The sequence below is a fragment of the Arthrobacter sp. alpha11c genome, from assembly GCF_054149985.1.
Genome location: NZ_CP196747.1, coordinates 212,198 through 233,896 on the forward strand (window position 1 = coordinate 212,198; position 21,699 = coordinate 233,896).

17 protein-coding genes, 1 tRNA gene and 1 pseudogene are annotated in these 21,699 nt (G+C 61.9%); 10 read left to right on the forward strand and 9 right to left on the reverse strand.

Annotated elements, in window-relative coordinates; genetic code table 11:
* The first annotated feature begins 35 nt into the window (after positions 1-35).
* Positions 36-713, forward strand: a complete 678-nt coding sequence (locus ACTAQJ_RS00950) for an MBL fold metallo-hydrolase (RefSeq protein WP_498700084.1) — start codon at positions 36-38, stop codon at positions 711-713.
* Here ACTAQJ_RS00950 and ACTAQJ_RS00955 read toward each other — a convergent pair.
* Positions 710-1,792, reverse strand: a complete 1,083-nt coding sequence (locus ACTAQJ_RS00955; RefSeq protein ID WP_498700086.1) for a PLP-dependent cysteine synthase family protein — start codon at positions 1,790-1,792, stop codon at positions 710-712. The two genes, ACTAQJ_RS00950 and ACTAQJ_RS00955, sit on opposite strands and share 4 nt — an antisense overlap.
* A 97-nt stretch (positions 1,793-1,889) precedes the next feature.
* Here ACTAQJ_RS00955 and ACTAQJ_RS00960 point away from each other — a divergent pair, with 97 nt between their 5' ends.
* The 3 genes from ACTAQJ_RS00960 to ACTAQJ_RS00970 are packed head-to-tail and all read left to right on the forward strand — an operon-like array spanning position 1,890 to position 4,437.
* Positions 1,890-2,819: a sulfurtransferase gene (locus ACTAQJ_RS00960; protein WP_498700090.1), complete on the forward strand. Its 930-nt coding sequence runs from the start codon at positions 1,890-1,892 to the stop codon at positions 2,817-2,819.
* Positions 2,816-4,012 carry an NAD(P)-dependent alcohol dehydrogenase gene (locus tag ACTAQJ_RS00965; protein WP_498700092.1) on the forward strand — a complete coding sequence of 399 codons (1,197 nt, stop codon included), beginning with the start codon at positions 2,816-2,818 and terminating at the stop codon, positions 4,010-4,012. The genes ACTAQJ_RS00960 and ACTAQJ_RS00965 overlap by 4 nt, the downstream gene beginning before the upstream one ends.
* A complete protein-coding gene (locus ACTAQJ_RS00970) occupies positions 4,009-4,437 on the forward strand; it encodes an HIT family protein (protein WP_431115654.1) in 429 nt (142 codons plus the stop codon). Before ACTAQJ_RS00965 ends, ACTAQJ_RS00970 begins: the two co-directional genes overlap by 4 nt.
* A gap of 3 nt (positions 4,438-4,440) precedes the next feature.
* On the opposite strand, the gene hrpA is transcribed toward ACTAQJ_RS00970, so the two are convergent.
* Positions 4,441-8,436 carry an ATP-dependent RNA helicase HrpA gene (hrpA, locus tag ACTAQJ_RS00975; RefSeq protein ID WP_498700094.1) on the reverse strand — a complete coding sequence of 1,332 codons (3,996 nt, stop codon included), beginning with the start codon at positions 8,434-8,436 and terminating at the stop codon, positions 4,441-4,443.
* A 252-nt stretch (positions 8,437-8,688) separates the two neighbouring features.
* A complete protein-coding gene (locus ACTAQJ_RS00980; RefSeq protein WP_223946385.1) occupies positions 8,689-8,859 on the reverse strand; it encodes a hypothetical protein in 171 nt (56 codons plus the stop codon).
* An 81-nt stretch (positions 8,860-8,940) separates the two neighbouring features.
* On the opposite strand from ACTAQJ_RS00980, the gene ACTAQJ_RS00985 reads away from it, so the two are divergent.
* Positions 8,941-9,909 carry a GlxA family transcriptional regulator gene (locus tag ACTAQJ_RS00985; RefSeq protein ID WP_442003831.1) on the forward strand — a complete coding sequence of 323 codons (969 nt, stop codon included), beginning with the start codon at positions 8,941-8,943 and terminating at the stop codon, positions 9,907-9,909.
* Between the two features lie 16 nt (positions 9,910-9,925).
* Here ACTAQJ_RS00985 and ACTAQJ_RS00990 read toward each other — a convergent pair whose 3' ends face one another.
* The 6 genes from ACTAQJ_RS00990 to ACTAQJ_RS01015 form a co-directional block, all read right to left on the reverse strand.
* Positions 9,926-10,228: a protealysin inhibitor emfourin gene (locus ACTAQJ_RS00990; RefSeq protein WP_223946383.1), complete on the reverse strand. Its 303-nt coding sequence runs from the start codon at positions 10,226-10,228 to the stop codon at positions 9,926-9,928.
* 83 nt (positions 10,229-10,311) lie between these two features.
* Complete coding sequence (locus tag ACTAQJ_RS00995) at positions 10,312-11,328, reverse strand: M4 family metallopeptidase (RefSeq protein WP_498702132.1); 1,017 nt, start codon at positions 11,326-11,328, stop codon at positions 10,312-10,314.
* 207 nt (positions 11,329-11,535) lie between these two features.
* Positions 11,536-11,608, reverse strand: a tRNA-Arg gene (locus tag ACTAQJ_RS01000).
* A gap of 120 nt (positions 11,609-11,728) precedes the next feature.
* Positions 11,729-13,231 carry an FAD-dependent oxidoreductase gene (locus ACTAQJ_RS01005; protein WP_498700098.1) on the reverse strand — a complete coding sequence of 501 codons (1,503 nt, stop codon included), beginning with the start codon at positions 13,229-13,231 and terminating at the stop codon, positions 11,729-11,731.
* Positions 13,228-14,100 carry an FAD:protein FMN transferase gene (locus ACTAQJ_RS01010; protein ID WP_498700100.1) on the reverse strand — a complete coding sequence of 291 codons (873 nt, stop codon included), beginning with the start codon at positions 14,098-14,100 and terminating at the stop codon, positions 13,228-13,230. The genes ACTAQJ_RS01005 and ACTAQJ_RS01010 overlap by 4 nt, the downstream gene beginning before the upstream one ends.
* A gap of 5 nt (positions 14,101-14,105) precedes the next feature.
* The gene (locus tag ACTAQJ_RS01015) at positions 14,106-14,582 is read right to left on the reverse strand and encodes an FMN-binding protein (protein ID WP_498700102.1); all 477 of its coding nucleotides are present in this window, start codon (positions 14,580-14,582) and stop codon (positions 14,106-14,108) included.
* 230 nt (positions 14,583-14,812) lie between these two features.
* On the opposite strand from ACTAQJ_RS01015, the pseudogene argS reads away from it, so the two are divergent.
* From argS to thrB, 5 genes and pseudogenes are all read left to right on the forward strand, one after another.
* A pseudogene (gene argS, locus ACTAQJ_RS01020) lies at positions 14,813-16,463 on the forward strand (arginine--tRNA ligase).
* Positions 16,464-16,467: 4 nt separating this feature from the next.
* The gene (lysA, locus tag ACTAQJ_RS01025) at positions 16,468-17,952 is read left to right on the forward strand and encodes a diaminopimelate decarboxylase (protein WP_498700104.1); all 1,485 of its coding nucleotides are present in this window, start codon (positions 16,468-16,470) and stop codon (positions 17,950-17,952) included.
* Complete coding sequence (locus ACTAQJ_RS01030) at positions 17,945-19,261, forward strand: homoserine dehydrogenase (protein WP_431115645.1); 1,317 nt, start codon at positions 17,945-17,947, stop codon at positions 19,259-19,261. The genes lysA and ACTAQJ_RS01030 overlap by 8 nt, the downstream gene beginning before the upstream one ends.
* Positions 19,262-20,365, forward strand: coding sequence for a threonine synthase (gene thrC / locus ACTAQJ_RS01035; protein ID WP_498700106.1), 1,104 nt, complete (start codon positions 19,262-19,264; stop codon positions 20,363-20,365).
* Positions 20,366-20,367: 2 nt separating this feature from the next.
* Entirely contained in the window at positions 20,368-21,342 is a 975-nt protein-coding gene (thrB, locus tag ACTAQJ_RS01040) for a homoserine kinase (protein WP_431115643.1), read from the forward strand.
* Positions 21,343-21,699: the final 357 nt, after the last annotated feature.

Consider the following 21,699-nt stretch of genomic DNA (forward strand, 5'->3'; position numbering starts at 1 on the left):
TGGAAACTGTCGGCGGCCGCCCCTAGGCTGTCACCATGAAGCTCACCAAGTTCACGCATGCCTGTGTTCGGCTGGAAAAAGACGGGCAGGTCCTGGTCATCGATCCTGGCACCTTCTCTGAGTCTGAAGAAGCGTTGGCAGGCGCGCATGCTGTCCTTGTAACCCATGAGCATAACGACCATATTGATCGGCCGGCCGTGCTGGCGGCCCTGCGCAGCAACTCTTCCCTTGAGGTCTATGCGCCAGCAGGTGCTGCAAAGTCCCTCACCGAGGATGCAGAGGTGGACGCAGCTGGATCCGAAACGTTGGCCAACCGCATCCATACGGTCGAACCGGGGTCCGATTTCGAGGCAGCGGGGTTCCCGGTGCGAACCTTCGGCGGCCAGCATGCCGTTATCCATGCCCAGATTCCCGTGGTGTCCAACATCGGCTACCTGGTGGATGGGAACGTCTTCCACCCCGGTGATTCATTCGTGGTTCCGGACGGTATCAACGTCCAGACGCTCCTGGTGCCCATCCATGCGCCATGGTCCAAAGTGGGGGAAGTGGTGGATTTTGTCATCTCTGTCCGCGCGCCCAAAGCGTTCCCCGTCCATGATGGTCTGCTTAACGAGCTGGGCCGGGGGATCGTGGAAGGCCACGTCACACGGATCGGTGCCCGTTATGGAACCACCTATACTCGGCTCGCACCGCGTGAGTCAGTAGAGGTTTAACCGGTCCACGCACCGGTTTCGTGGAAGCGCTCCAAGACCGCTTCATACGGCGCAGGGTCCAGTCCTTTGCTGGCCAGCCAAGCGGCGTCGTTATAGCTGCCGACGTAGCGGTCGCCGCCGTCGCACATGAGCGAGACGATGCTTCCCTTTCGCCCTTCCGAGACCATCTGGGCCACGAGTTGCCAGACGCCCCAAAGGTTGGTGCCCGTAGAGGGCCCTGCATGCAATCCGGTGAGCTTGCGCAGGTGTCGCATGGCCGCCACAGAGGCGGCATCGGGAACTTGGATCATGTGGTCGATGACAGCCGGGACGAAGCTCGGCTCCGCGCGGGGACGGCCGATGCCCTCGATGCGGGACGGCAAACCCGTGGCGGCGGCAGCATCGCCATCGCGCCATGCCGGGTAGAACGCAGAGTTCTCCGGGTCCACCACTGCCAGGCAAGTGCGGTGCCTGTTGTATCGCAGGTAGCGACCGATGGTCGCGCTCGTGCCGCCGGTTCCCGCGCCCACCACGATCCACTCGGGAACCGGATGCTCTTCCAGGGAGAGCTGCTGGAAGATTGATTCAGCGATGTTGTTGTTGCCCCTCCAGTCCGTGGCGCGCTCGGCGAAGGTGAATTGGTCCATGTAGTAGCCGCCGGACGTTTTCGCCGTCTCCTCCGCCACGGCGTATACCTCTGAAGCGTGGTCCACCAAGAGGCAGGCGCCCCCGAATTCCTCGATGAGGGCGATCTTTTCCGGGCTGGTGGTCTTGGTCATGACAGCGATAAACGGCAGGCCAATGAGGCGGGCGAAGTAGGCTTCGGAGACCGCGGTGCTGCCACTGGACGCTTCCACGATAGTGGTGCCCTCCGTGATCCAGCCGTTGACCAGGCCGTAGAGGAACAGTGAACGGGCCAGGCGATGTTTGAGGCTGCCTGATCGGTGCGTCGACTCATCCTTCAGGTAGAGATTCACTCCCCAATGCTCGGGCAGTGGGACTGCGTAGAGGTGCGTATCTGCCGAACGGTTGTTCTCAGCTTCGATCTTGCGGATGGCCTCGCTGGCCCAAACCCTGTCCTGAATGCATGAATTGCTCACCGGACAAGCGTACCGGCGGGGTGTGGAACACAAGACTAGGCTGGAAGACTGGCATGGGTAGCAGAGCGCCCACGCAGGCTTAGCTGAAGGAGAGCAGATGACCATTCTGATGGACGCGTCCGAAGTACACCGGCGGCTCGCGGCGGGGGAGCGCACCGTGCTCCTGGACGTGCGTTGGGTCCTGGGCAGGACGGATGGGCACAGCCAATACTTGGAAGGCCACCTGCCAGGAGCGGTTTTCGTGGACCTGCCCAGCGAACTCGCGGACCACGCACAGCCTGCCCTGGGCCGGCATCCCCTTCCCTCTCTTGATCGCTTCCAGCTTGCCGCGCGGCGCTGGGGGATCAACGACGGCGACACCGTGGTTGCTTACGACAACAGCGGCAGTATGGCCGCGGCCCGCGCTTGGTGGATGCTGAGGAACGCAGGCGTGGAAAGCGTCTACCTGCTCGACGGCGGACTGGCCGCCTGGCGTGCGGCAGGTCACCCTGTGGAGGCAGGCGAGGTGACGCCCGCCGTCGGGAATGTCGCCCTGACCGAGGGCAAAATGCCCACGATAGCCGAGGAGGAAGCTGCGCATTGGCATGAGCAGGGCCTGCTGCTGGATGCGCGCGCCGGGGAACGTTACAGGGGCGAAATCGAACCGATCGACCCCCGTGCCGGACACATTCCGGGCGCTGTCAGCGCACCGACCACCGAAAACCTCACGGCGGAAGGAAGGTTCCTGTCAGCGGAGGAATTGCGCAGGCGCTTCGCTGGATTGGGAGCGGATGGCCCGGGCAACGTTGCGGTCTATTGAGGGTCCGGCGTCACGGCTGCTCACCAGGTTGCCGCCCTGGAAATTGCCGGACACACTGCGGCACTCTTTCCTGGGTCGTTCTCGCAATGGTCAAACAATGCCGCGAATCCCGTGGCCGTTGGCAGTGCACCATTCGAGGACGACTATGTGGGGAACGCTGAGGATGCTCCTGGCGCCCTCGGCCAAAGTGGCAAGAGCACCGCTGCCGGGAGTAGCGTCGGATCATGACCCCTGGACGTCCCGTGCCCCCGCCCCTGGCAAAGCCAATTCCTCTGGACACAGCGAAGCCAATTCCCCTGGACACAGCGAAGCCTGTTCCTGCGCAGTCATCGGATCCGGCAGGTTCCACACTCGCGGCCGCGTTTGGCGCCACTTCCCCGGACAGCGGGTTGGTACCGCTGACTGTCGCGCGCCGTGCGCCCAAGGAAGACGATGTGGAGATTGCGATCGAGTTTTGCGGTCTTTGCCACTCCGATGTTCATGCAACACGTGGCGAATGGCGTTTGCCGCCCTATCCGCTGGTTCCGGGCCATGAGATCGTCGGCCGGGTAACGCGGGTGGGTCCTGCTGTGCAGAATTTTGCTCCGGGTGACCGTGTCGGTGTTGGCTGCCTGGTGGATTCCTGCCGGGAGTGCGAGAGCTGCCTGGATGGGCTGGAGCAGTATTGCGAACGGGGCAATGTTGGCACCTATGGAGTGGCGGACCCGCGTAATGGCGACGCAGTAACCCAAGGCGGATATTCGACGTCGGTGGTGGTTGACCGGCGCTTCGTGCTGCGTATTCCTGAAGCCTTGGACGCCGCAGCAGCCGCTCCTCTGTTGTGCGCCGGAATCACCACATATTCGCCGTTGAGATATTTCGACGTCGAAGAGGGAGATTCGGTGGGAGTAGTGGGATTGGGCGGCTTGGGCCATATGGCCGTCAAGATCGCCAAGGCAATGGGCGCGGAGGTTACCGTGTTCACCACCTCTGAAGCGAAGTTCGACGCCGCACGGGAACTCGGAGCGGACCATGTGGTGTTGTCCAAGGACGCTGAGGCCATGGCGGGTGCGAACCGCAGTATCGATGTCATCATTGACACCGTTGCGGCGCCGCACGATCTCAACCCCTACTTCCGCACGCTGCGGCTTGATGGGGCTCTCTTCCAGCTTGGGCTCCCGGCTGATGACATGCCGCCCGTCAGCCCGGGGCTGCTCATACGCCGCCGCCTGGCCTATGCAGGTTCGCTGATTGGCGGGATCGAGGAAACCCAGGAAATGCTTGATTTCTGCGCCGCGCATGGAGTTGCCAGCGACATTGAGATCGTAGGGGCCGAACAACTCAACGAAGCCTACGACCGTATGGTGGCCGGCGACGTAAAGTACCGATTTGTACTGGACACCGCAACACTTCAGGAACCGTCAGAAAGGGCAGATGCATGAGCACGCTGTTCACCAAAATCATCAACGGGGAAATCCCGGGGCGTTTCGTGTGGAAGGACGAGGACGTTGTAGCCTTCCTGACAATCGCTCCGATCACGCCGGGACACACACTGGTGGTGCCTCGTGAGGAAGTGGATTCCTGGACGCACGCCAGCCAGGAGCTTCTGGCCAAGGTCATGGACGTTGCCCAGAGGATCGGCAAGGTTCAGGAGGAGCTTTTCAGCGCCAAGCGCGTAGGTGTCCTGATGGAAGGTTTCGAGGTGGACCACTTGCATGTGCACATCTGGCCCGCCTATTCGATGGCGGACTTTGAGGTACACAACGTGGACCATAATCCGGATCCTGCCGTCATGGATGCCACGGCTGTGAAGCTGCGCGGGGCCTTGCGGGCTGCCGGCCACGGGGACTTCGTACCTGAGGACTAGCCGTCAGGCCGGCGCCAAGGCCTGGTTCAGCACCGTTCGGATGCGCTTCTCGGAGACAGAGTACGCCGTGCCCAACTCGACGGCGAACAGACTTACACGCAGTTCCTCGATCATCCAACGCACCCGTGTTAATTCCGCACCTGCCCGGCGTCCTGGGAGGAGCGCTGACACGGCGTCGTCGTAGTCGTCCTCCAGCGCCTGGACGATAGCCATATTCAATCCGTCGCGCTGAACGTTGCCCGGAAGCTTCTCGAGTCGCTTCTCGATAGCCTGCAGGTACCGCGGAAGCTGGCTCAGCTGCGCGTAGCCCGTCTGTGCCACAAAGCCCGGAAAGACCAACTGCTCCAGTTGGCTTTTCATGTCATTGAGGGCGCTGATGAGCGGCAGGCTGGCGCTGGACTTCAGCTGCTTCTGGATCCGGCGCGTGCTCGCCAGAATGCGTTCGACGACGGCCGTCACCGTAAATACGGTATCGATCAGCTCAGCGCGGACCACTTCATACAACGCATCGAAGGCTTCCTTATCCCACGGCAGCGCCTCGGGCGTCAGTTTGTCGATCGCGGCGAGGGCACAGTCAGCGATCAGGGCACTGACGGAGCCGTGCGGGTTTTGGCTGAACGTCAGTTTTTCGGTGTTGCTGAGGTGCTCCAGCACGTAGCGGTCCGGTGAGGGAATCCGAAGTGCCAGGAGTCGGATCACGCCACCCCGCATGGCCGCTTCCTGCTCCTGCTGGCTTTGGAACACGCGCAGGGCTACAGACGTACCCTCATCCACGATCGCCGGGTAGCCGGTAACGGCGTGGCCCTTGACCGTTCGGGTTACCTGGCGTTCCACGGTCCCGAAGTCCCATTCGGTGATACCAGTGCGTTCGGCCACTGTCCCATGGGCTGGGCCGACACCGGCGCGGACGTCAGGGCGGCTGACGGTCCCTGCCGCGGAACCTGCGGTCTTGCCGTTTGAGGTGCCGGGCGCCCCGGTTCTTGTGCCACCCTTGCCGGGGGCCGTCGTCGCGGGTGTAGCACCGAGCGATTCGGCGATTGCCCGACGCGTGGCCGGGGCCAGCTTTTCCTGCAGTTGGGCGAGGTCCTTGCCTTCGTCCAGGACCTTGCCCTTGTTGTCCACCACCTTGAAGCTCACGCGAAGGTGGGCAGGCACGCCTTCCCAGTTCCATGATCCTGGTGGGATGACGTGTCCGCGGAGCCGGCGAAGCACCAGTTCCAAGGAGGGCTCGAGTTCGTCGGCGGCAGGATCGAAGTCTCTTTCCAAGGCCTCCGTAGCCTGACGGGCGACGTCAGGGGCAGGCACAAAGTTCTTCCGAACCTGCTTGGGGAGGGACTTGATAAGCGCCGTGACCAGTTCTACGCGTTGTCCCGGAATCTGCCACCGGAATGGTGCGTCGTCCAGTTGGTTCAGGAACAACACCGGAACCTCAGCCGTGACACCGTCCGAAGGATTCGGAGCAGACCCAGGAGCCACAGGATGGAACTCGTAGCTCAGTGGAAGTTCGAAGCCCTTGTGCAGCCACGTCTTGGGGTAGGCAGAATCATCGAGGGCCTCGGCGTCCTCGCTCATCAAAAGCGACTGATCAAAGTCCAGCAGCGTTGGATCGGTTTGGCGGGCCTCCTTCCACCATTTATCGAAATGCCGTTCAGACACGACGTCCCTGCCAACCCGGGCGTCATAGAACTCGAAGAGGGTCTGGTCATCCACCAGGATGTCCCGCCGGCGCATCCTGGTTTCAAGCTCCTCGATCTCCTGCAGGAGCGCGCGGTTGCGGTGGAAGAATTTGTGATGGGTCTTCCACTCGCCTTCCACCAGCGCGTGGCGGATGAAGAGTTCACGGGACAATTCCGGATCGATGCGGCCGTAGTTGACCCGACGGTTCGGGATGATGGGCACGCCGTACAGCGTGACTTTCTCGTGGGCCATGACAGCCCCTTGCCGGGAGGACCAATGCGGCTCGCTGTAGGAGCGCTTCACGAGGTCCGGGGCTACCTGCTCCACCCACAAGGGATCGAACCTGGCAGCGACCCGTGCCCACAAGCGGCTGGTTTCCACCAACTCGGCGGCCATGACGAATGCAGGCGATTTTTTGAACAGGGCAGAACCGGGGAAGATCGCGAAGCGGCTGCCACGGGCGCCGGCGTATTCGCGCTTGCGCTCATCAAGAAGGCCGATGTGGCTCAGCAACCCTGACAGCAGGCTGATGTGGATTCCCTCGTGGTTGCCTACGGGATCAGCTTCACGCTTATTGTCCAGCGTGATACCCAAGGGCTTGGCGAGTTGGCGGAGTTGGGTGAAAAGGTCCTGCCACTCCCGGACGCGAAGATAGTTGATGAATTCGTTGCGGCACAGACGGCGGAACTGCGTTGAGGACAGCTCGCGTTGCTTTTCCTGGATGTAGTTCCAGAGGTTAAGGAAACCAGTGAAGTCCGAGTTCTCATCGCGGAACCGCGCATGCTTCTCGGCGGCGAGTTGCTGCTTGTCGGTGGGCCGTTCGCGCGGATCCTGGATGGTAAGGGCTGCTGCCAGGATCATCACTTCGCGGACACAACCGCGCTTGCCGGCTTCGACAATCATGCGGCCGAGCCTTGGGTCGACCGGCAACTGGGCCAGTTTCTGTCCGACGGCGGTCAGGCCACTGCCGCTCCGACGGTTACCGCGGGGATCCTTGGACGCAGGCGTGCTCGAAGTTGCCGGGCTGAGGGCGCCGAGCTCGCGAAGGAGGGTGACGCCGTCGTTAATGGCGCGTGAATCAGGCGGTTCGACGAACGGGAAGTTCTCAACATCCTTGGGACCGCGGGCAACGCCCATGGCCGTCATCTGCAGAATGACGGCGGCCAGGTTGGTCCGCAGGATTTCCGGGTCCGTGAACTGCGGACGGGACTCAAAGTCTTCCTCTGAGTAGAGTCGGATGGCGATGCCCTCGGAAACGCGGCCACACCGTCCGGATCGCTGGTTGGCTGAGGCCTGGGATACACGTTCGATGGGCAGGCGCTGGACCTTGGTCCGGTGCGAATACCGCGAAATGCGGGCCGTGCCGGTGTCGATCACGTATTTGATGCCGGGGACAGTCAGTGAGGTTTCGGCCACGTTGGTGGCGAGGATGATGCGCCGCTTTCCACCGGGATTGAATACGCGGTGCTGCTCCTGCAGGCTCAACCTGGCAAAGAGGGGCAGGACTTCCGTGCCGGCGAGGCGTCGGTTGGTCTGGATGCGCCCATTGATGGCCTCGGCAGCGTCACGGATTTCCCGTTCGCCGGAGAAGAACACGAGGATATCGCCCGGTGCTTCCTTTGCCAGTTCGTCCACGGCGTCACAGACCGCATCCAGCGGGTCCCGGTCCTCTTCAAGTTCGTCATCGGACCCGTCTTCGTCGGCGCCGGCAGGCTGTGACAAGGGCCGGTATCGGATCTCTACCGGGTAGGTGCGGCCGGAAACCTCGATGATGGGGGCGGGGGATTCCTCCGTGCCAAAGTGCTTGGCGAAGCGTTCAGGATCGATCGTGGCCGAGGTGATGATAATTTTCAGGTCCGGGCGCTGAGGGAGTACCCGTTTCAGATAGCCCAGGATGAAGTCGATGTTGAGGCTGCGCTCGTGGGCCTCGTCAACGATGATGGTGCTGTACTTGCGCAGGAGCTTATCCCGTTGGATCTCTGCCAGGAGGATGCCATCGGTCATGAGCTTGATCTTGGTCGATGCGCTGACCTCGCCAGTGAACCGGACCTGGAAGCCAACTTCCTGGCCGATCTCGACGTCCAACTCGGACGCGATGCGCTCTGCCACTGTCCTGGCCGCCAGTCGTCGCGGCTGCGTGTGGCCGATCAGGCCTTTGTCGCCCAGGCCCAGTTCCAAACACATCTTGGGGATCTGGGTAGTTTTGCCCGAGCCGGTTTCGCCGGCAATGATGGTCACCTGGTTTGCGGCGATCGCCGCCATCAGATCCTCGCGGCGCTCGGATACCGGCAGCTCAGCGGGGTAGGAAATATGAAGTGTCATGGCTGCTGCCAGTCTACTGTGGCTTCCCGTCAACGTCCGCTGTCCCTGTCACATGTCCGGCAGCTCATCCATCCGGCAGCCCAGATGTCCGGCAGCCTCATCGCTGCCCGCCAGGTGAACTACTGCAAGCCGCGCGCATAGAGAGGCGGGCATAGGGACGCCCGTCGTTCAGGAAATCCTGGTGGATTCCGTGAAGGACGGGCGTCGGATGGACAGGCCTTGGCTGACTGCTTTCAGTGGGCTGGCGGGCCGCTAGTAGATTCGCGGGTTCCAGTAGGGAGTGCTCGGAGCGTCGAAGGCGCTCCAGGGTTCCTTGGAGTTGATGGGTGGGTTGTGGCCGCGTCCGTCCTTCAGGAGGGCGGTCACGGTGGCTGCGACGGCGGTGATAAGGACGATGAAGAGGATGATTCCGAAAATTTCCATGCCTTCAGTCTTCTCTTGGCGGCAGCTAAGAAACAGTGGCAGAAATGCCCCATTTAGACAATTTTCTGCCACACTGGAGATATGTTGAAATCAGTCGCCGTCATCGTTGTTCCCGACTTCTCGATCTTCGAGTTCGGCACAGCCTTTGAGGTCTTCGGCATCGACAGGTCCGACCGCGGTGCAGGCGTACCTGCTTTCGACTTCAGGGTGTGCGCACCGGAGCCGGGAGACATCCGCATGAAGTCCGGGCTCTCGCTGCACGTCAACCACGGCCTGGAAGCTGCGGCCGATGCGGACCTGGTGATCATGGCTCCCTTCGGGCGGGACCAGGAGATCCCCGAGCCTGTCCTGGATGCACTCCGGGCCGCTCACGCCCGGGGCGCCTGGGTGATGTCCATTTGCTCAGGCGCTTACGCCTTGGCACGGGCCGGGCTGCTTGATGGGCGCCGATGCACCACCCACTGGCACTACTCTCAGGACCTCGCGAGTCGCTACCCTGCAGCAGTGGTGGATGAGAACGTCCTCTATGTACAGGACGGAACCATCATTACCAGCGCAGGAACTGCCGCCGGAATCGACGCATGCCTCCATCTTGTGCGTGTAGAGCTGGGAGCCAACGTAGCTGCCGCGATCGCCCGCGACATGGTAGTCCCGCCCCATCGCGACGGCGGCCAAGCCCAGTTCATTGACCGGCCAATGCCCCGCTGCGGTTCAGCGCCAATGGAGGAACTCCTGCGATGGATGGTTGAACACCTCGACGAAGAACACAGTGTCAACGAGTTGGCTGCTCGGCTGCATATGTCGCCCAGAACATTCGCACGCCGCTTCAGGGCGGAAACGGGGACCACACCTGCGGCTTGGTTGAACTCCCAGAGGGTCCTGCGGGCCCAGGAACTCCTGGAGTCCACGGAGTTGAATATCGATGAGATCGCGCGGGAAGCAGGATTCGGGCATTCCGTTCTGCTGCGCCACCATTTCACGAAGGTGTTGGATACGAGTCCCCAGAGTTACCGAAGGGCCTTCCGCGGGCAGTTGGCCGAGGCGATCTAGCAGTGGGCCCGGCAATCTAGCGGCGGGCCCCCAGGCGGCCACGGGATTCGGAACCTTCAGCCTTGGCACACTCCACCAGTTCCTGCCAGGGCCCGGTGACCGCGCGCTCGGGTAGCGTCGCCCGCCGTTGGCCTGCCCTGATGGAGTACATGAACCGATCCGGTTCGTTCACAGTCCTGGCTTGGCTCTTCGCCTCGTCCCAGGGACATGCCTCAACGATCGGCATCCAGCGCTCTTTGTCATCATCAGACACTGCCTCCACGCTCCAGACGCGTGTCATCGCGGCTATGCCCCCACTGCGCTGGACGGTGATTTTCATGACCGGCTACTTCTCGTTTGACGTACTGGCGGCAGGCCAATGACGGCGGGACTACCCGGGGCCGGACGGTCCCGCCGGCTGGTCTAAACCTTGACCTTCACAGTCTCCCACGCCTTCAGGACGGCGTCATGCTCTACGGAGCCAACGCCAAAAAGTTCTTCCGCGGTGGCCGCAGTGGTCTTGGCGAACTTGCCAAAAGTGCAAGCTGGCGTCAGCGACCCGCTGGTGAGTGTCCCATACCAGATCTGCCCAGGCACACCCCATGCGTTGCCACCCAGCTCGGAGGCAACAAGGTAGAACGCCCTGTTGGGGATGCCCGAATTGATGTGTACTCCGCCGTTGTCTGCACTGGTCCGAACATACGTGTCCATGGAGTCCGGCTGCGGGTCCTTGCCCAGGATGTCGTCGTCGTATGCGGTGCCCGGGGCCTTCATCGAGCGCAAGGCCGCACCTTGGACCTTGTCGGTAAAAAGGCCTTCCCCGATCAGCCAGCTTGCTTGCTCGGTAGTTTCCTTTTTCAGGTACTGCTCCACAAGGACACCGAAGACGTCTGACATGGACTCGTTCAGGGCGCCTGCCTGGTTGCGGTAATTGAGCCCTGCCGTAAATTGCGTGACCCCATGAGCCAGTTCGTGGCCGATGACGCTGACGGACTTGGTGAAGCGCTGGAAAATCTCCCCGTCGCCATCCCCGAAGACCATCTGGTTGCCATCCCAAAAGGCATTGTCGTACAGATTGCCGTAGTGAACGGTAGCGTCCAGGGCCAGGCCGGCGCCATCGATGGAATCCCGGCCGAAGATCTCGGCATACAGTCGGTGCGTGCTGCCCAAACCGTCATAGGCCTCATCGGCAGCGGCGTCCCCAATAGGGGCAGTGCCTTCCTTGCGGACTACCCGGCCGGGCAGGTTTTCGGAGGTGTCGGCATCGTAGATGGTGCGCTTTGGCGGGCCGGGCTTTGCTGCCATTGCACTGGGGGGAGTAGAGGGCGCCGGGGCGGCACGAACCGCCTGGAGGTCCTTGATGTGCAGGAGTGATTCCTTTGCGGCACGGGCAACGGCCCAAAGCCGTGGTTCACTCTGGGCGGCAATCCTTCGAAGCATGTAAGGCGGAACGATTGAACAAATCACGGCAACCCCTTTGGCTCTTGGCGACTGGCAACTGTGATCAGCCTAGGAGCGGGGGCTGACAATTTTGGGGTGTTCGCCCGGCAAGCCCTGAACTGATAGCGGCGACCCGGGTTGCGGCGGCCGGAGGCGAGCTGGAACGCAAAAAATACCCCGCCAGTTGGACTGGCGGGGTATCGTGTGTGCCCTCGATAGGATTCGAACCTACGGCCTTCTGCTCCGGAGGCAGACGCTCTATCCCCTGAGCTACGAGGGCATCGGGGTTCCCTCCGTTGCCGGTGGGACGTCCTAGAGCTTAGCAGCCACCGAGCCCCAAAAGAAAACGCGGCCATGATCTTTAGTGCCCTGCACCTTACGGCGCTGCGGTACCCGCAGCTCAGTACCCGGCAAACGAGTCAACGTGTACCCGCCGTGCACCTGCACCTCGCGCCGCGGCACGCAGGGAGTCCACGCTGGCCGGGGAACCGGAGACATAAACCTCGCGGGCCCCGATGTCCGGTACCAGCTCCTTAAGGCGCTGTTCATCGATCCTGGAGGTGCCGGCGTCGTGCATGAAATCGGGGGGAGTGGAGCCATCCGCGAGCCGGGCGATCACCTTTGCCCCGGATGCCTCCAATTGCTCACAAGCGGCGAGTTCATCGCTCCCTTGGGCAAGGTAAAGGACCACGGTGTCGCGGGATGCGGCGTCGGACGCGAGGTGGGAAAGAAAAGGCGTGATGCCGATACCTGCGGCAATCAGCAGGACCGGTGTGGAGGCGTCGCGGGGGAGCACGAAGTCTCCGCCAACGGCTGTGGCGGAAATCATGTCACCAGGCTTCAGCGCCAACAACGTCTTCTTGGCAGTGGACAAGGGCTCGGCAGTTCCAACGCCGAAGGTCAGTTCCGGAGCACCCGGGGCGCTGGTGATGCTGAAGACGCGGCGGCGGCCCTTGCCGTCGGACCCCGAATGCGGAAGGTTCAGCTCCATGAATTGCCCGGCCGCATAGCGGACGGGGCGCCGTGGCTCGAAGCGGAACTCTTTGGTCCCCGGTGTCAGGGCCCGGGATCCCTTGAATGTCAGTTCCACGCGGCCCCGCTGGCCCAGGAAGAAGGCGATGAGGTTCCCCACCAGGAGCGCGAGTTCAGGGGAATTGGCCACCAAGCCCACGTTGTAAGGAACCGCAAAGATAACGCCGACGACGCCGGCAAGCGCCAATTGCTGCCACCGGCGTGGAGGGAGCGTGAGCGGCTCGGTAAGCATGAAGCCGACAAAGAAGAGCAGGGGGCGCTGAGCCAACGGCTGCCACAGGGCCTGGCCGAAGGTCATGCCCCGGCCCAACAATTCGCCACAGACGATGCCGGTGGCCACCAGCAGGAAAACTGTTGCCATCAGCATTTTCCGTGTGCGGTACAGGACAGCCAGGACGCCAGGAACGAGGAGCCACAACATGGCAGGCGTTGCGGCCCACCACGTGGCTATGTTCAGTCCGGTCAAGCCCGTGATGAAAGCCCCTGCAGCCGCCGGGTTGAAAATGTGGCGCCCACGAAAAGCCAAAGCATACTTCGAAGCGCTGGCAAGGACACAAGCCAAAGCAACGCCCAGCATGTCAGTGGGGACGAATGTGGGCCAGAACAGGAAATAGAGGAGCAAGCCAGTAATAAGTGAAGACTCCGAATGTGGCGTGGTTCGGAAAAGCAAAGCCAGCAGGCGGTTCGATCCATAGGTAAGCCCCAGGCACAGGCACACGTGAACCAGCATCTGTGGCAGCCCGAAGGTCAGCCACCCCAAGACGTTCAAGAGCAGGCTGTAGGCCACCAATACCCCGAGAACCCACAAAATCAAGCGGTACATGGTGAATCGGCCCAACCAGGTGTCCAATCGCGACTTCATGGCATTCATGTGAACAGTCTCCCCTCAAAGCCACCCGAAAATGTGGCAGTCCCATTCGAAAACACCCGGAGCCAGGAAAAATCGAACTCAGCCTCAAGGGCAGCCGGTTCCACCATGAAGAGTGCCGTGGCCAAGGCATCTGCCACCATCGCGCTCGCGGCCATGGTCCACGTGGCCACTGTGGTTTGGATGGGTTGCCCCGTGATTCCATCCAACACATGGTGCAGCCCGTCGCCCCAGGCCCGTCGGTTGGAGGCGGAAGCGCAGAGGGCGGAATTGTCCAATTCCACGGTGCCGATCGCCTGCTTAGGATCATAGGGATGCTCCAAGGCCACAGTGACCGGCATGCTTCCGGTATGCAGCATGTCCCCGCTGCCATCCACCAGGAAGTCCAGGTAACCAGCTGAACGGAGGACTTCACCGAGCAGGTCCACGAGCTGTCCTTTTCCTGCGGCGCCAACGTCCAAGACCAGCGGAACCTTGCTCGACACCGTGGTTCCGGACCACTCAAGGACGTCTTCCCACTTGGCAGCACCCTCAGGGGCGCCTGAAGGAACCAGGGTGTAGCCCGCATCATAACCAAGACGGTTCAAGCTACTGCCGATCAGGGGTGTCATGGAGCCGCCGCTGATCCGGTACAGCGCCTCGTAGACGTCGCGGAGGGCTACAGAGTGCCCGGGCAAGGAAATGCTGCCGGGACCGCGCTCCAGAGCGGACACCAGGGAATCCGGCCTGAACCGCGAATAGGTGTGGTCGTAATCCGCCACCGTTGCCAGCAGTTGGCGCTGCACGTCCGGCGCAAGCATCGACGACGTCGAAATCTCCCAGTGCGTACCGATCCCTTCGAAGCTAAAGCGGCTCCAGCCCGGATGCGGCATGGCTGCTACTTTGCCTGGGACTTGATCTGCTTCACGGCATCGTTGAAGCCGCCGGAGGTAAGGGAAGAACCGGCCACCTTTGAAACGTTGAGTTCGTCGATGTCTTTGCCGACGATCTGCGCGGCGATACCGCTGGCAAACTCTCCTTGGAACTTCTTGGTATTGGGGTTGGAGGGGTGGACGGTGATGTTTACAGCCGACACCTTGTCCCCGGCCAGCTTGAGCTCGACGCCAACCGTCTCCTGGCCGTTCGGCGATGTGTATGTTCCGTCCGCGCTGTATGTGCCGTCCTTGTACGTGGAACCACCATTCCCAGCCGAAGTGGAGGCAGAAGGGCTGCCAGTGGAAGCCTGGCCACCATTCTGGGTAGCGGGTGTCTGGGTTGACGGGGCTTCCGTTGTGGGGGCACAGCCAGCGGCGGTCCCGATAATGGAGACGCTGGCGAACCCGACGTAGAGGCTCTTGCGGAGTGGCGTAGTCATGTTCTGCTCGTTTCAACTGGACAAGATGTGATCAACATGCGGTCAACGGATGGTTTCGGTCTCTGGATGACCGATAAAAGCCACCTCTTACGTCTTCACAACGTTGAAATCAGCGTAATGGTTCAGTCTGTGAGTGCCGCCAGCCGTTCATGTATAGGTGCTGTGTCCCAGATATCCACATAAACGAGCCTTAATTCCTCGAGTTCGCGGGCCCCCGGTAGGCTGGATGGGTGACTCCCGAAGAACTCTCTGCTGCCATATCCACCTGCCTTCAAGGATGCCGTCTCTGCCGGCGAAATCGCCTTGGCGGAATCCGCTGTCCCCGACGACGTCCGGGTGGAGCGCCCCAAGAACAGGGACCACGGAGACTGGGCCACCAATATTGCCCTGCAATTGGCTAAGCAAGCCGGTACGAATCCGCGCGATTTCGCGGGAATCCTCAGCCACCGCCTGCAGGAAATCGCCGGCGTGACCGGAGTGGAAATCGCAGGTCCGGGCTTCCTGAACATCACCGTTGATGCTGCAACGGCAGGCGCGCTCGCCAAGGCAATCGTTGAGCTGGGTTCCTCCTACGGGACCAACCAGGCGCTCGCAGGACATGTTGTGAACATGGAATTCGTTTCCGCCAACCCCACGGGTCCCCTTCACATCGGCCATACCCGGTGGGCCGCCCTGGGCGACGCGATCGCGCGCGTGCTGCGGGCTTCTGGAGCCGACGTCACCGCCGAGTACTACATCAACGACGCCGGTTCGCAGATGAACGTCTTCGCCAACTCAGTTCTTTCCCGCCTCCACGGCCGGGGCGTCCCCGAGGGCGGCTACCCCGGTGAGTACATTCGCGAACTCGGCGATGAAGTACTCAAAGCGCACCCCGATATCCGTGAACTCACGGACGAGGCTGCCCTGCCGGTCATCCGTGCCGCTGCCTACGAGGCACAGATGGCCGATATCAAAGCAACGCTGGCAGATTTCGGCGTGGAGTTCGACGTCTTCTTCTCCGAGAAGGAACTGCACGACGCCGGTGCCATTGAATCTGCCGTTGCCCGCCTCCGCGAACAGGGCCATGTGTTCGACGACGGCGGCGCCGTTTGGTTGCGCACCACTGACTTCGGCGATGACAAAGACCGCGTCATGATCCGCGCGAACGGAGAACCGACTTATTTCGCCGCCGATGCCGCGTACTACCTCTCCAAGAAGGACCGCGGTTTCACCGAGAAGATTTACCTTCTTGGTGCCGATCACCACGGCTACATCAATCGCCTGAAGGCTATTGCGGCGTGCGCGGGCGACGATCCCGAAGTAAACATTGAGGTTCTCATTGGACAGTTGGTGTCCGTCAACGGCGCCAAGTTGTCCAAACGCGCGGGGAACATCATTGAACTCAAGGACCTCATTTCCTGGTTGGGCAAGGACGCAGTGCGCTACTCCCTTGCCCGGTTCCCTGCCGACTCGCCGCTGACACTGGACCCGGAACTGCTCAAGAAGAACAGCAACGAGAACCCAGTGTTCTATGTGCAATACGCCCATGCCCGCTCCAGGGGAACAGCGCGCAATGCCGCCGAGGCGGGGGTGGACCGATCTGTGTTCGACGCATCGCTGCTGGATCACGCCACGGAGAACGAGCTTCTCTCCTACCTCGGCAGCTACCCCTCCATCGTGGCCAAAGCAGCCGAGCTCCGCGAACCGCACCGCGTTGCCCGCCATCTTGAAGTCATCGCCGGTGCCTACCACCGCTGGTACGACGCCTGCCGTGTCTCGCCGCTGGGCGAGGAACCCGTGCTGGACGTGAACCGGACTCGTCTCTGGCTCAACGACGCCACCAGCCAGGTGCTTGCCAACGGACTCGGACTGCTGGGCGTTTCCGCGCCGGAACGGATGTAAGGCCATGAGCACAAACACCGCAACAAATTCACCCCAGGCCTCTCCGCTTACCCCTGACTGGCTGGCCGTCCCGGAGGACCTTAACGTCCTTCAGGCACCGATGTGGGCAGCCGGCGTGGAGAAGAACGACGCCGGTGAGGTCACCATTGACGGGATTTCAGTCAGCGATCTCAAGGCGCAATTCGGCACTCCTCTCTTTGTGATGAGCGAATCTGACTTCCGCGCGCGTGCCCGTGCCTTCAAGGACGCCTTCGACGACGCTTTCGCGGACATCTGCGGGGGAGTGGATGTCTACTATGCGGGCAAGTCTTTTCTGTGCACCTCAGTGGCACAGTGGGTGGCAGAGGAAGGCCTTCGCCTGGACACCTGTTCCGGAGGTGAACTGGCTGTTGCCGCCCGCGCCGGAATCCCCGGGGCCAACCTGGGCCTTCACGGTAACAACAAGTCCGACGCCGAGATCAATCGGGCACTGGATATGAGGGTGGGCCGCATCGTGGTGGACAGCCTCGATGAATTGGAACGGGTCGCCAAGATTGCGTCCAGCCGCGGCGAAACGGCCAAGGTCATGCTTCGCCTCACCCCAGGCGTGCACGCCCACACCCACGAGTTCATTGCCACAGCTCACGAGGACCAAAAATTTGGCCTGTCCATGGCTGAGGACTCCACGGAGGAAGCCGGCCTGTCCGCGGCTGAGGAAGCAGTGGCAGCCGCGGCGTCGTACCCGAGCGTGGAGCTCCTGGGATTGCACTGCCACATCGGCTCCCAGATCTTCGAAGCGGACGGATTCGCGCTGGCTGCGGAGAAGCTCCTCGGTTTTCAGGCAGCGATGCAGGCCAAATACTCCATCATCCTGCCGGAATTGGATCTCGGGGGCGGCTACGGTATCGCCTATACGCCAGTGGACACCCCCCGGCCTCCAGCCGAAATCGCGCAGGCGATGGCCGCCGTCGTGCGTTCAAAGTGCGGGGAGCTCGGCATCGAAGCGCCCCGTGTTTCCATCGAACCCGGACGCGCGATCGTCGGGAGCACCACGTTCACTTTGTATGAGGTAGGCACGCTCAAAACTGTCCGCGTTGACGTTCCGGGCAGCGAAACTGGTCCAGAGAACGTTACGTATCCGCGTCGGTATGTGTCGGTGGACGGCGGAATGAGCGACAACGCCCGTCCGGTGCTTTACGACGCGGATTATTCGGCGATTTTGGCGTCCCGTGACTCAGATGCAGCTCCGCAACTGTCCCGCGTAGTGGGCAAACATTGCGAGAGCGGCGACATAGTTGTTAGAGATGTATATCTGCCCGCGGATGTGGCAGCCGGTGATTTGCTCGCAGTACCGGGTACCGGCGCCTATTGCTGGGCCCTCTCCAGCAACTACAACTACCTGGCCCGGCCTGGCGTTGTCGCTGTGCGCGACGGAGCCGCCAGGCTCATTGTCCGCGGGGAAACCGAAGAAGATCTCTTGAACCGCGACATGGGAGTGGCGAATGTCTGAAGTGCGAACCCTGAAGGTGGCCCTGCTGGGCTGTGGCAATGTAGGGGCCCAGGTCGCGCGCATTCTTATTGACGACGCCGAGGCTCTGGCCGCCCGCAGTGGTGCCCGCCTCGAGCTGTCCGGTATTGCCGTGCGCAACATCGACTCGCCGCGCGACGTCGAACTGCCCCGTGAACTCTTTACCACGGACGCCGAGACCCTCGTCAAGGACGCAGACCTCGTCATCGAGCTCATGGGCGGCATTGAACCCGCACGTACGCTCATCGTCACTGCCATCCAGAATGGCGCCTGCGTTGTCACCGGTAACAAGGCGCTGCTCGCGCAGGACGGCCCCACTCTCTACGAAGAGGCTGACAAGGCGGGCGTTCAGCTGTCCTACGAAGCGGCCGTTGCCGGTGCCATTCCCATCCTGCGCCCGATCCGCGACAGCCTCTCCGGCGATCGCATTACGAGGGTTCTCGGGATCGTGAACGGGACCACCAACTTCATCCTTGACCAGATGGACAGCACTGGCGCGCAGTTTGCAGACGCCCTTGCCGAAGCCCAGCGACTCGGTTACGCCGAAGCTGACCCCACTGCCGACGTTGAGGGCCATGACGCAGCTGCCAAGGCTGCGATCCTGGCATCGTTGTCCTTCCATACAAGGTTCTCCCTGGACGACGTCTACTGCGAGGGGATCACCAAGGTCAGTGCCGCGGACATCGCTTCGGCCAAGGAAGCCGGCTTCGTCATCAAGCTTTTGGCCATCGCCGAGAAAATCGAAGCCTCAGCGAACGGCAGCGGAATCTCGGTACGCGTGCACCCCACCCTCCTGCCACGCGAACACCCGCTGGCAGCAGTCCGCGGTGCGTTCAACGCGGTCTTCATCGAAGCCGAAAACGCTGGTGAACTGATGTTCTACGGCCAGGGTGCAGGGGGGACTCCCACTGCCTCTGCTGTGTTGGGTGACCTCGTCTCCGCTGCCCGGCGCCTGGTCCTTGGCGGTCCCGGCCGCACGGAAACAACTACCGGGCATGTTCCGGCACTGTCCATTGATGCCTCCAACACCAGCTACTACATCGGTCTGGATGTAGCGGACCAAGCAGGTGTGCTGGCTCGCATCGCCCACATTTTTGCGGAGAACGGCGTATCCATCGAGATCATGCGTCAAACGATCCACCGCGACTCTGCCTCGAATGTTGAGTCGGCTGAGCTGAAAATCGTGACGCACCGTGCATCCGAAGCTGCACTCGCAGCAACCGTCGAGGCCATCAAGGGCCTGGACGTCATCAATTCTGTAACATCCGTACTGCGGGTAGAAGGGGTCTAAGTGGCTCACCAATGGCGCGGAGTAATCCGCGAATACGCTGATCGTTTGCCTGTAACGGAAGCCACCAAGGTCATCACCCTCGGCGAGGGCGGCACCCCCCTCGTCCACGCACAGAAGCTTTCCGAGCTGACCGGGTCCCAGGTGTACCTGAAGGTCGAGGGCATGAACCCCACGGGTTCCTTCAAGGACCGCGGCATGACCATGGCTATGACGGCGGCCGTCGAAGCCGGCGCCAAAGCTGTTGTATGTGCTTCCACCGGAAACACCTCGGCCTCGGCCGCGGCATACGCAACGGCCGCAGGCCTCAAGTGCGCTGTGCTGGTCCCCGAAGGCAAGATTTCCATGGGCAAGCTCAGCCAGGCGATCGCGCACGGCGCCACGCTGCTGCAGGTGGACGGCAACTTCGACAACTGCCTGGACATCGCCCGCAAGCTTGGCGAGTCCTATCCGGTCTTCCTGGTGAACTCGGTCAACCCTGCCCGTATCCAGGGCCAGAAGACCGGTGCCTTCGAAGTTGTGGACTCCCTGGGCGATGCCCCGGATATCCATGTTCTGCCTGTCGGCAACGCCGGCAACATCACTGCCTACTGGAAGGGATACAAGGAGTACGCCGCTCCCTTCGAGACCGCCAACGGCACGCTGCCGGCCGTCTCCACCAAGACACCCATCATGTGGGGTTTCCAGGCTGCGGGTGCAGCGCCGTTCGTTGCAGGGCACCCGATCACTGAACCGGACACTATCGCCACTGCCATCCGCATCGGCAACCCGGCATCATGGGACACGGCGATCGCTGCCCGCGATGAATCCGGTGGCCTGATTGAAGCTGTCACAGATGAGGAAATCCTGGACGCCCACCGTTGGCTCTCTTCCAAGGAAGGCGTCTTTGTGGAGCCGGGCTCTGCTGCCGGCGTGGCAGGCCTGATCAAGAAGCACGCTGCTGGTGAGGTTCCGTCCGGCAAGACCATCGTCATCACCGTTACCGGCCACGGACTGAAGGACCCCCAGTGGGCCCTCCGCACGGAGGACGGCAGCGAGGTCCAGCCGGTCAAGGTTTCCAATGACGTCGTCACCGTTGCCGCGGAACTGGGACTGGAAGAAAAATAAGAGTGGAACAAACGCAGCCCACCGCGACCGATCGTCAACTCGTCGCGGCAGGCCAGCGGCTGACCGTCAAGGTCCCCGGTACGAGCGCCAACCTGGGTCCCGGCTACGACAGCCTCGGCTTGGCCCTATCCATTTATGACACCTTGACGGTGGAAACGCTCACCACCGGAGAGCTCGAATTCGAGCTCTCCGGTGAAGGCGCCGATACCCTTCCGCGCGACTCCAGCCACTTGGTGGTGCGTGCGATCGACCTTGCCTTGGAACGTTTGGGTTTCCGGCACTCCGGCCTAAGGATCACGGCTGACAACGTTAATCCGCATGGACGCGGCCTGGGTTCCTCAGCCTCCGCAGTTGTAGCGGCCGTTACTGCCGCCAATTCCTTGGTTCCAAAAGAGGCGCAGCAGGATCTCGACTGGATCCTGCAGCTGACCAGCGAAATGGAAGGCCACCCGGACAACGTCGCCCCCGCCATTTTCGGCGGACTGGCGCTGTCATGGCAGGACAGCGAGCAGTACAGCAGTACGCGTGCTGAAGTAGCCCGATCCGTGGTTCCCGTGGTGGCGGTTCCAGATTATGAACTCTCCACCGAAACTGCCCGCGGACTTTTGCCCGCGTCTGTGGGTCACCATGCTGCTGCGATGAACTCCGGACGTGCAGCGTTGCTTATCCACGCGTTGACAACGCAGCCGGAATTCCTGCTGCCCGGTACCGAAGACTACCTGCACCAGAGCTACCGCGCCGAAGCGATGCGGCCCAGCGCGGATCTTATTGCGGCGCTGCGAACGGCCGGTCACGCTGCCGTGGTTTCCGGTGCCGGTCCTACTGTCATGGTCCTGGCCAACGGGCCCGGCGAAGCAGCAACCGTTGCCGAATTCATCGAGGCGTTTACTGCCGCCAACACACCCAACGTCGGTTGGCGTGTGATGACGCTGGCTGTGGACGTTGAAGGTGCTAGAGTGGAAGTGCACCGGCGGTAAAGCCGCGGGCAGTTCCCTGATTTTGGATCTTGGCGGTTTCGCTGTTCCTTTCGTCAACTGTGCCAACGTCTGGCGGTGCCGTCTCCTTCCGGCCTGTCTCAGGTGCCGCAGAACTCTCTCTGTTCCCTGAATATTCAGTCGGCTGTCCGGGCAACTGGGTTCAGTGAAGACGATCAGTATCCGGCCCTGTTGGCCACAATCCATCAGGCACGGCCGAAATCACCGGCTGCAGATCTGAACTGCAGCCCAGAACAAATCATCGCGTCCAGCTCTCGCTCTGGACGCCGTCGAGGGGGAAGGATCCTTCGTGACAGAAACCACTGAGCTGGCTTCAGCTGTGGACACAACAACTTCTGC

Bases quoted from the DNA above. Each gene is read 5' to 3' on its own strand.
- ACTAQJ_RS00950 (WP_498700084.1), top strand. From the start codon at position 36: ATGAAGCTCACCAAGTTCACGCATGCCTGTGTTCGGCTGGAAAAAGAC.
- ACTAQJ_RS00965 (WP_498700092.1), top strand. From the start codon at position 2,816: ATGACCCCTGGACGTCCCGTGCCCCCGCCCCTGGCAAAGCCAATTCCT.
- ACTAQJ_RS00970 (WP_431115654.1), top strand. From the start codon at position 4,009: ATGAGCACGCTGTTCACCAAAATCATCAACGGGGAAATCCCGGGGCGT.
- hrpA (WP_498700094.1), bottom strand. From the start codon at position 8,436: ATGACACTTCATATTTCCTACCCCGCTGAGCTGCCGGTATCCGAGCGC.
- ACTAQJ_RS00980 (WP_223946385.1), bottom strand. From the start codon at position 8,859: ATGGAAATTTTCGGAATCATCCTCTTCATCGTCCTTATCACCGCCGTC.
- ACTAQJ_RS00985 (WP_442003831.1), top strand. From the start codon at position 8,941: ATGTTGAAATCAGTCGCCGTCATCGTTGTTCCCGACTTCTCGATCTTC.
- ACTAQJ_RS00990 (WP_223946383.1), bottom strand. From the start codon at position 10,228: ATGAAAATCACCGTCCAGCGCAGTGGGGGCATAGCCGCGATGACACGC.
- ACTAQJ_RS00995 (WP_498702132.1), bottom strand. From the start codon at position 11,328: ATGCTTCGAAGGATTGCCGCCCAGAGTGAACCACGGCTTTGGGCCGTT.
- ACTAQJ_RS01005 (WP_498700098.1), bottom strand. From the start codon at position 13,231: ATGAATGCCATGAAGTCGCGATTGGACACCTGGTTGGGCCGATTCACC.
- ACTAQJ_RS01010 (WP_498700100.1), bottom strand. From the start codon at position 14,100: ATGCCGCATCCGGGCTGGAGCCGCTTTAGCTTCGAAGGGATCGGTACG.
- ACTAQJ_RS01015 (WP_498700102.1), bottom strand. From the start codon at position 14,582: ATGACTACGCCACTCCGCAAGAGCCTCTACGTCGGGTTCGCCAGCGTC.
- lysA (WP_498700104.1), top strand. From the start codon at position 16,468: ATGAGCACAAACACCGCAACAAATTCACCCCAGGCCTCTCCGCTTACC.
- ACTAQJ_RS01030 (WP_431115645.1), top strand. From the start codon at position 17,945: ATGTCTGAAGTGCGAACCCTGAAGGTGGCCCTGCTGGGCTGTGGCAAT.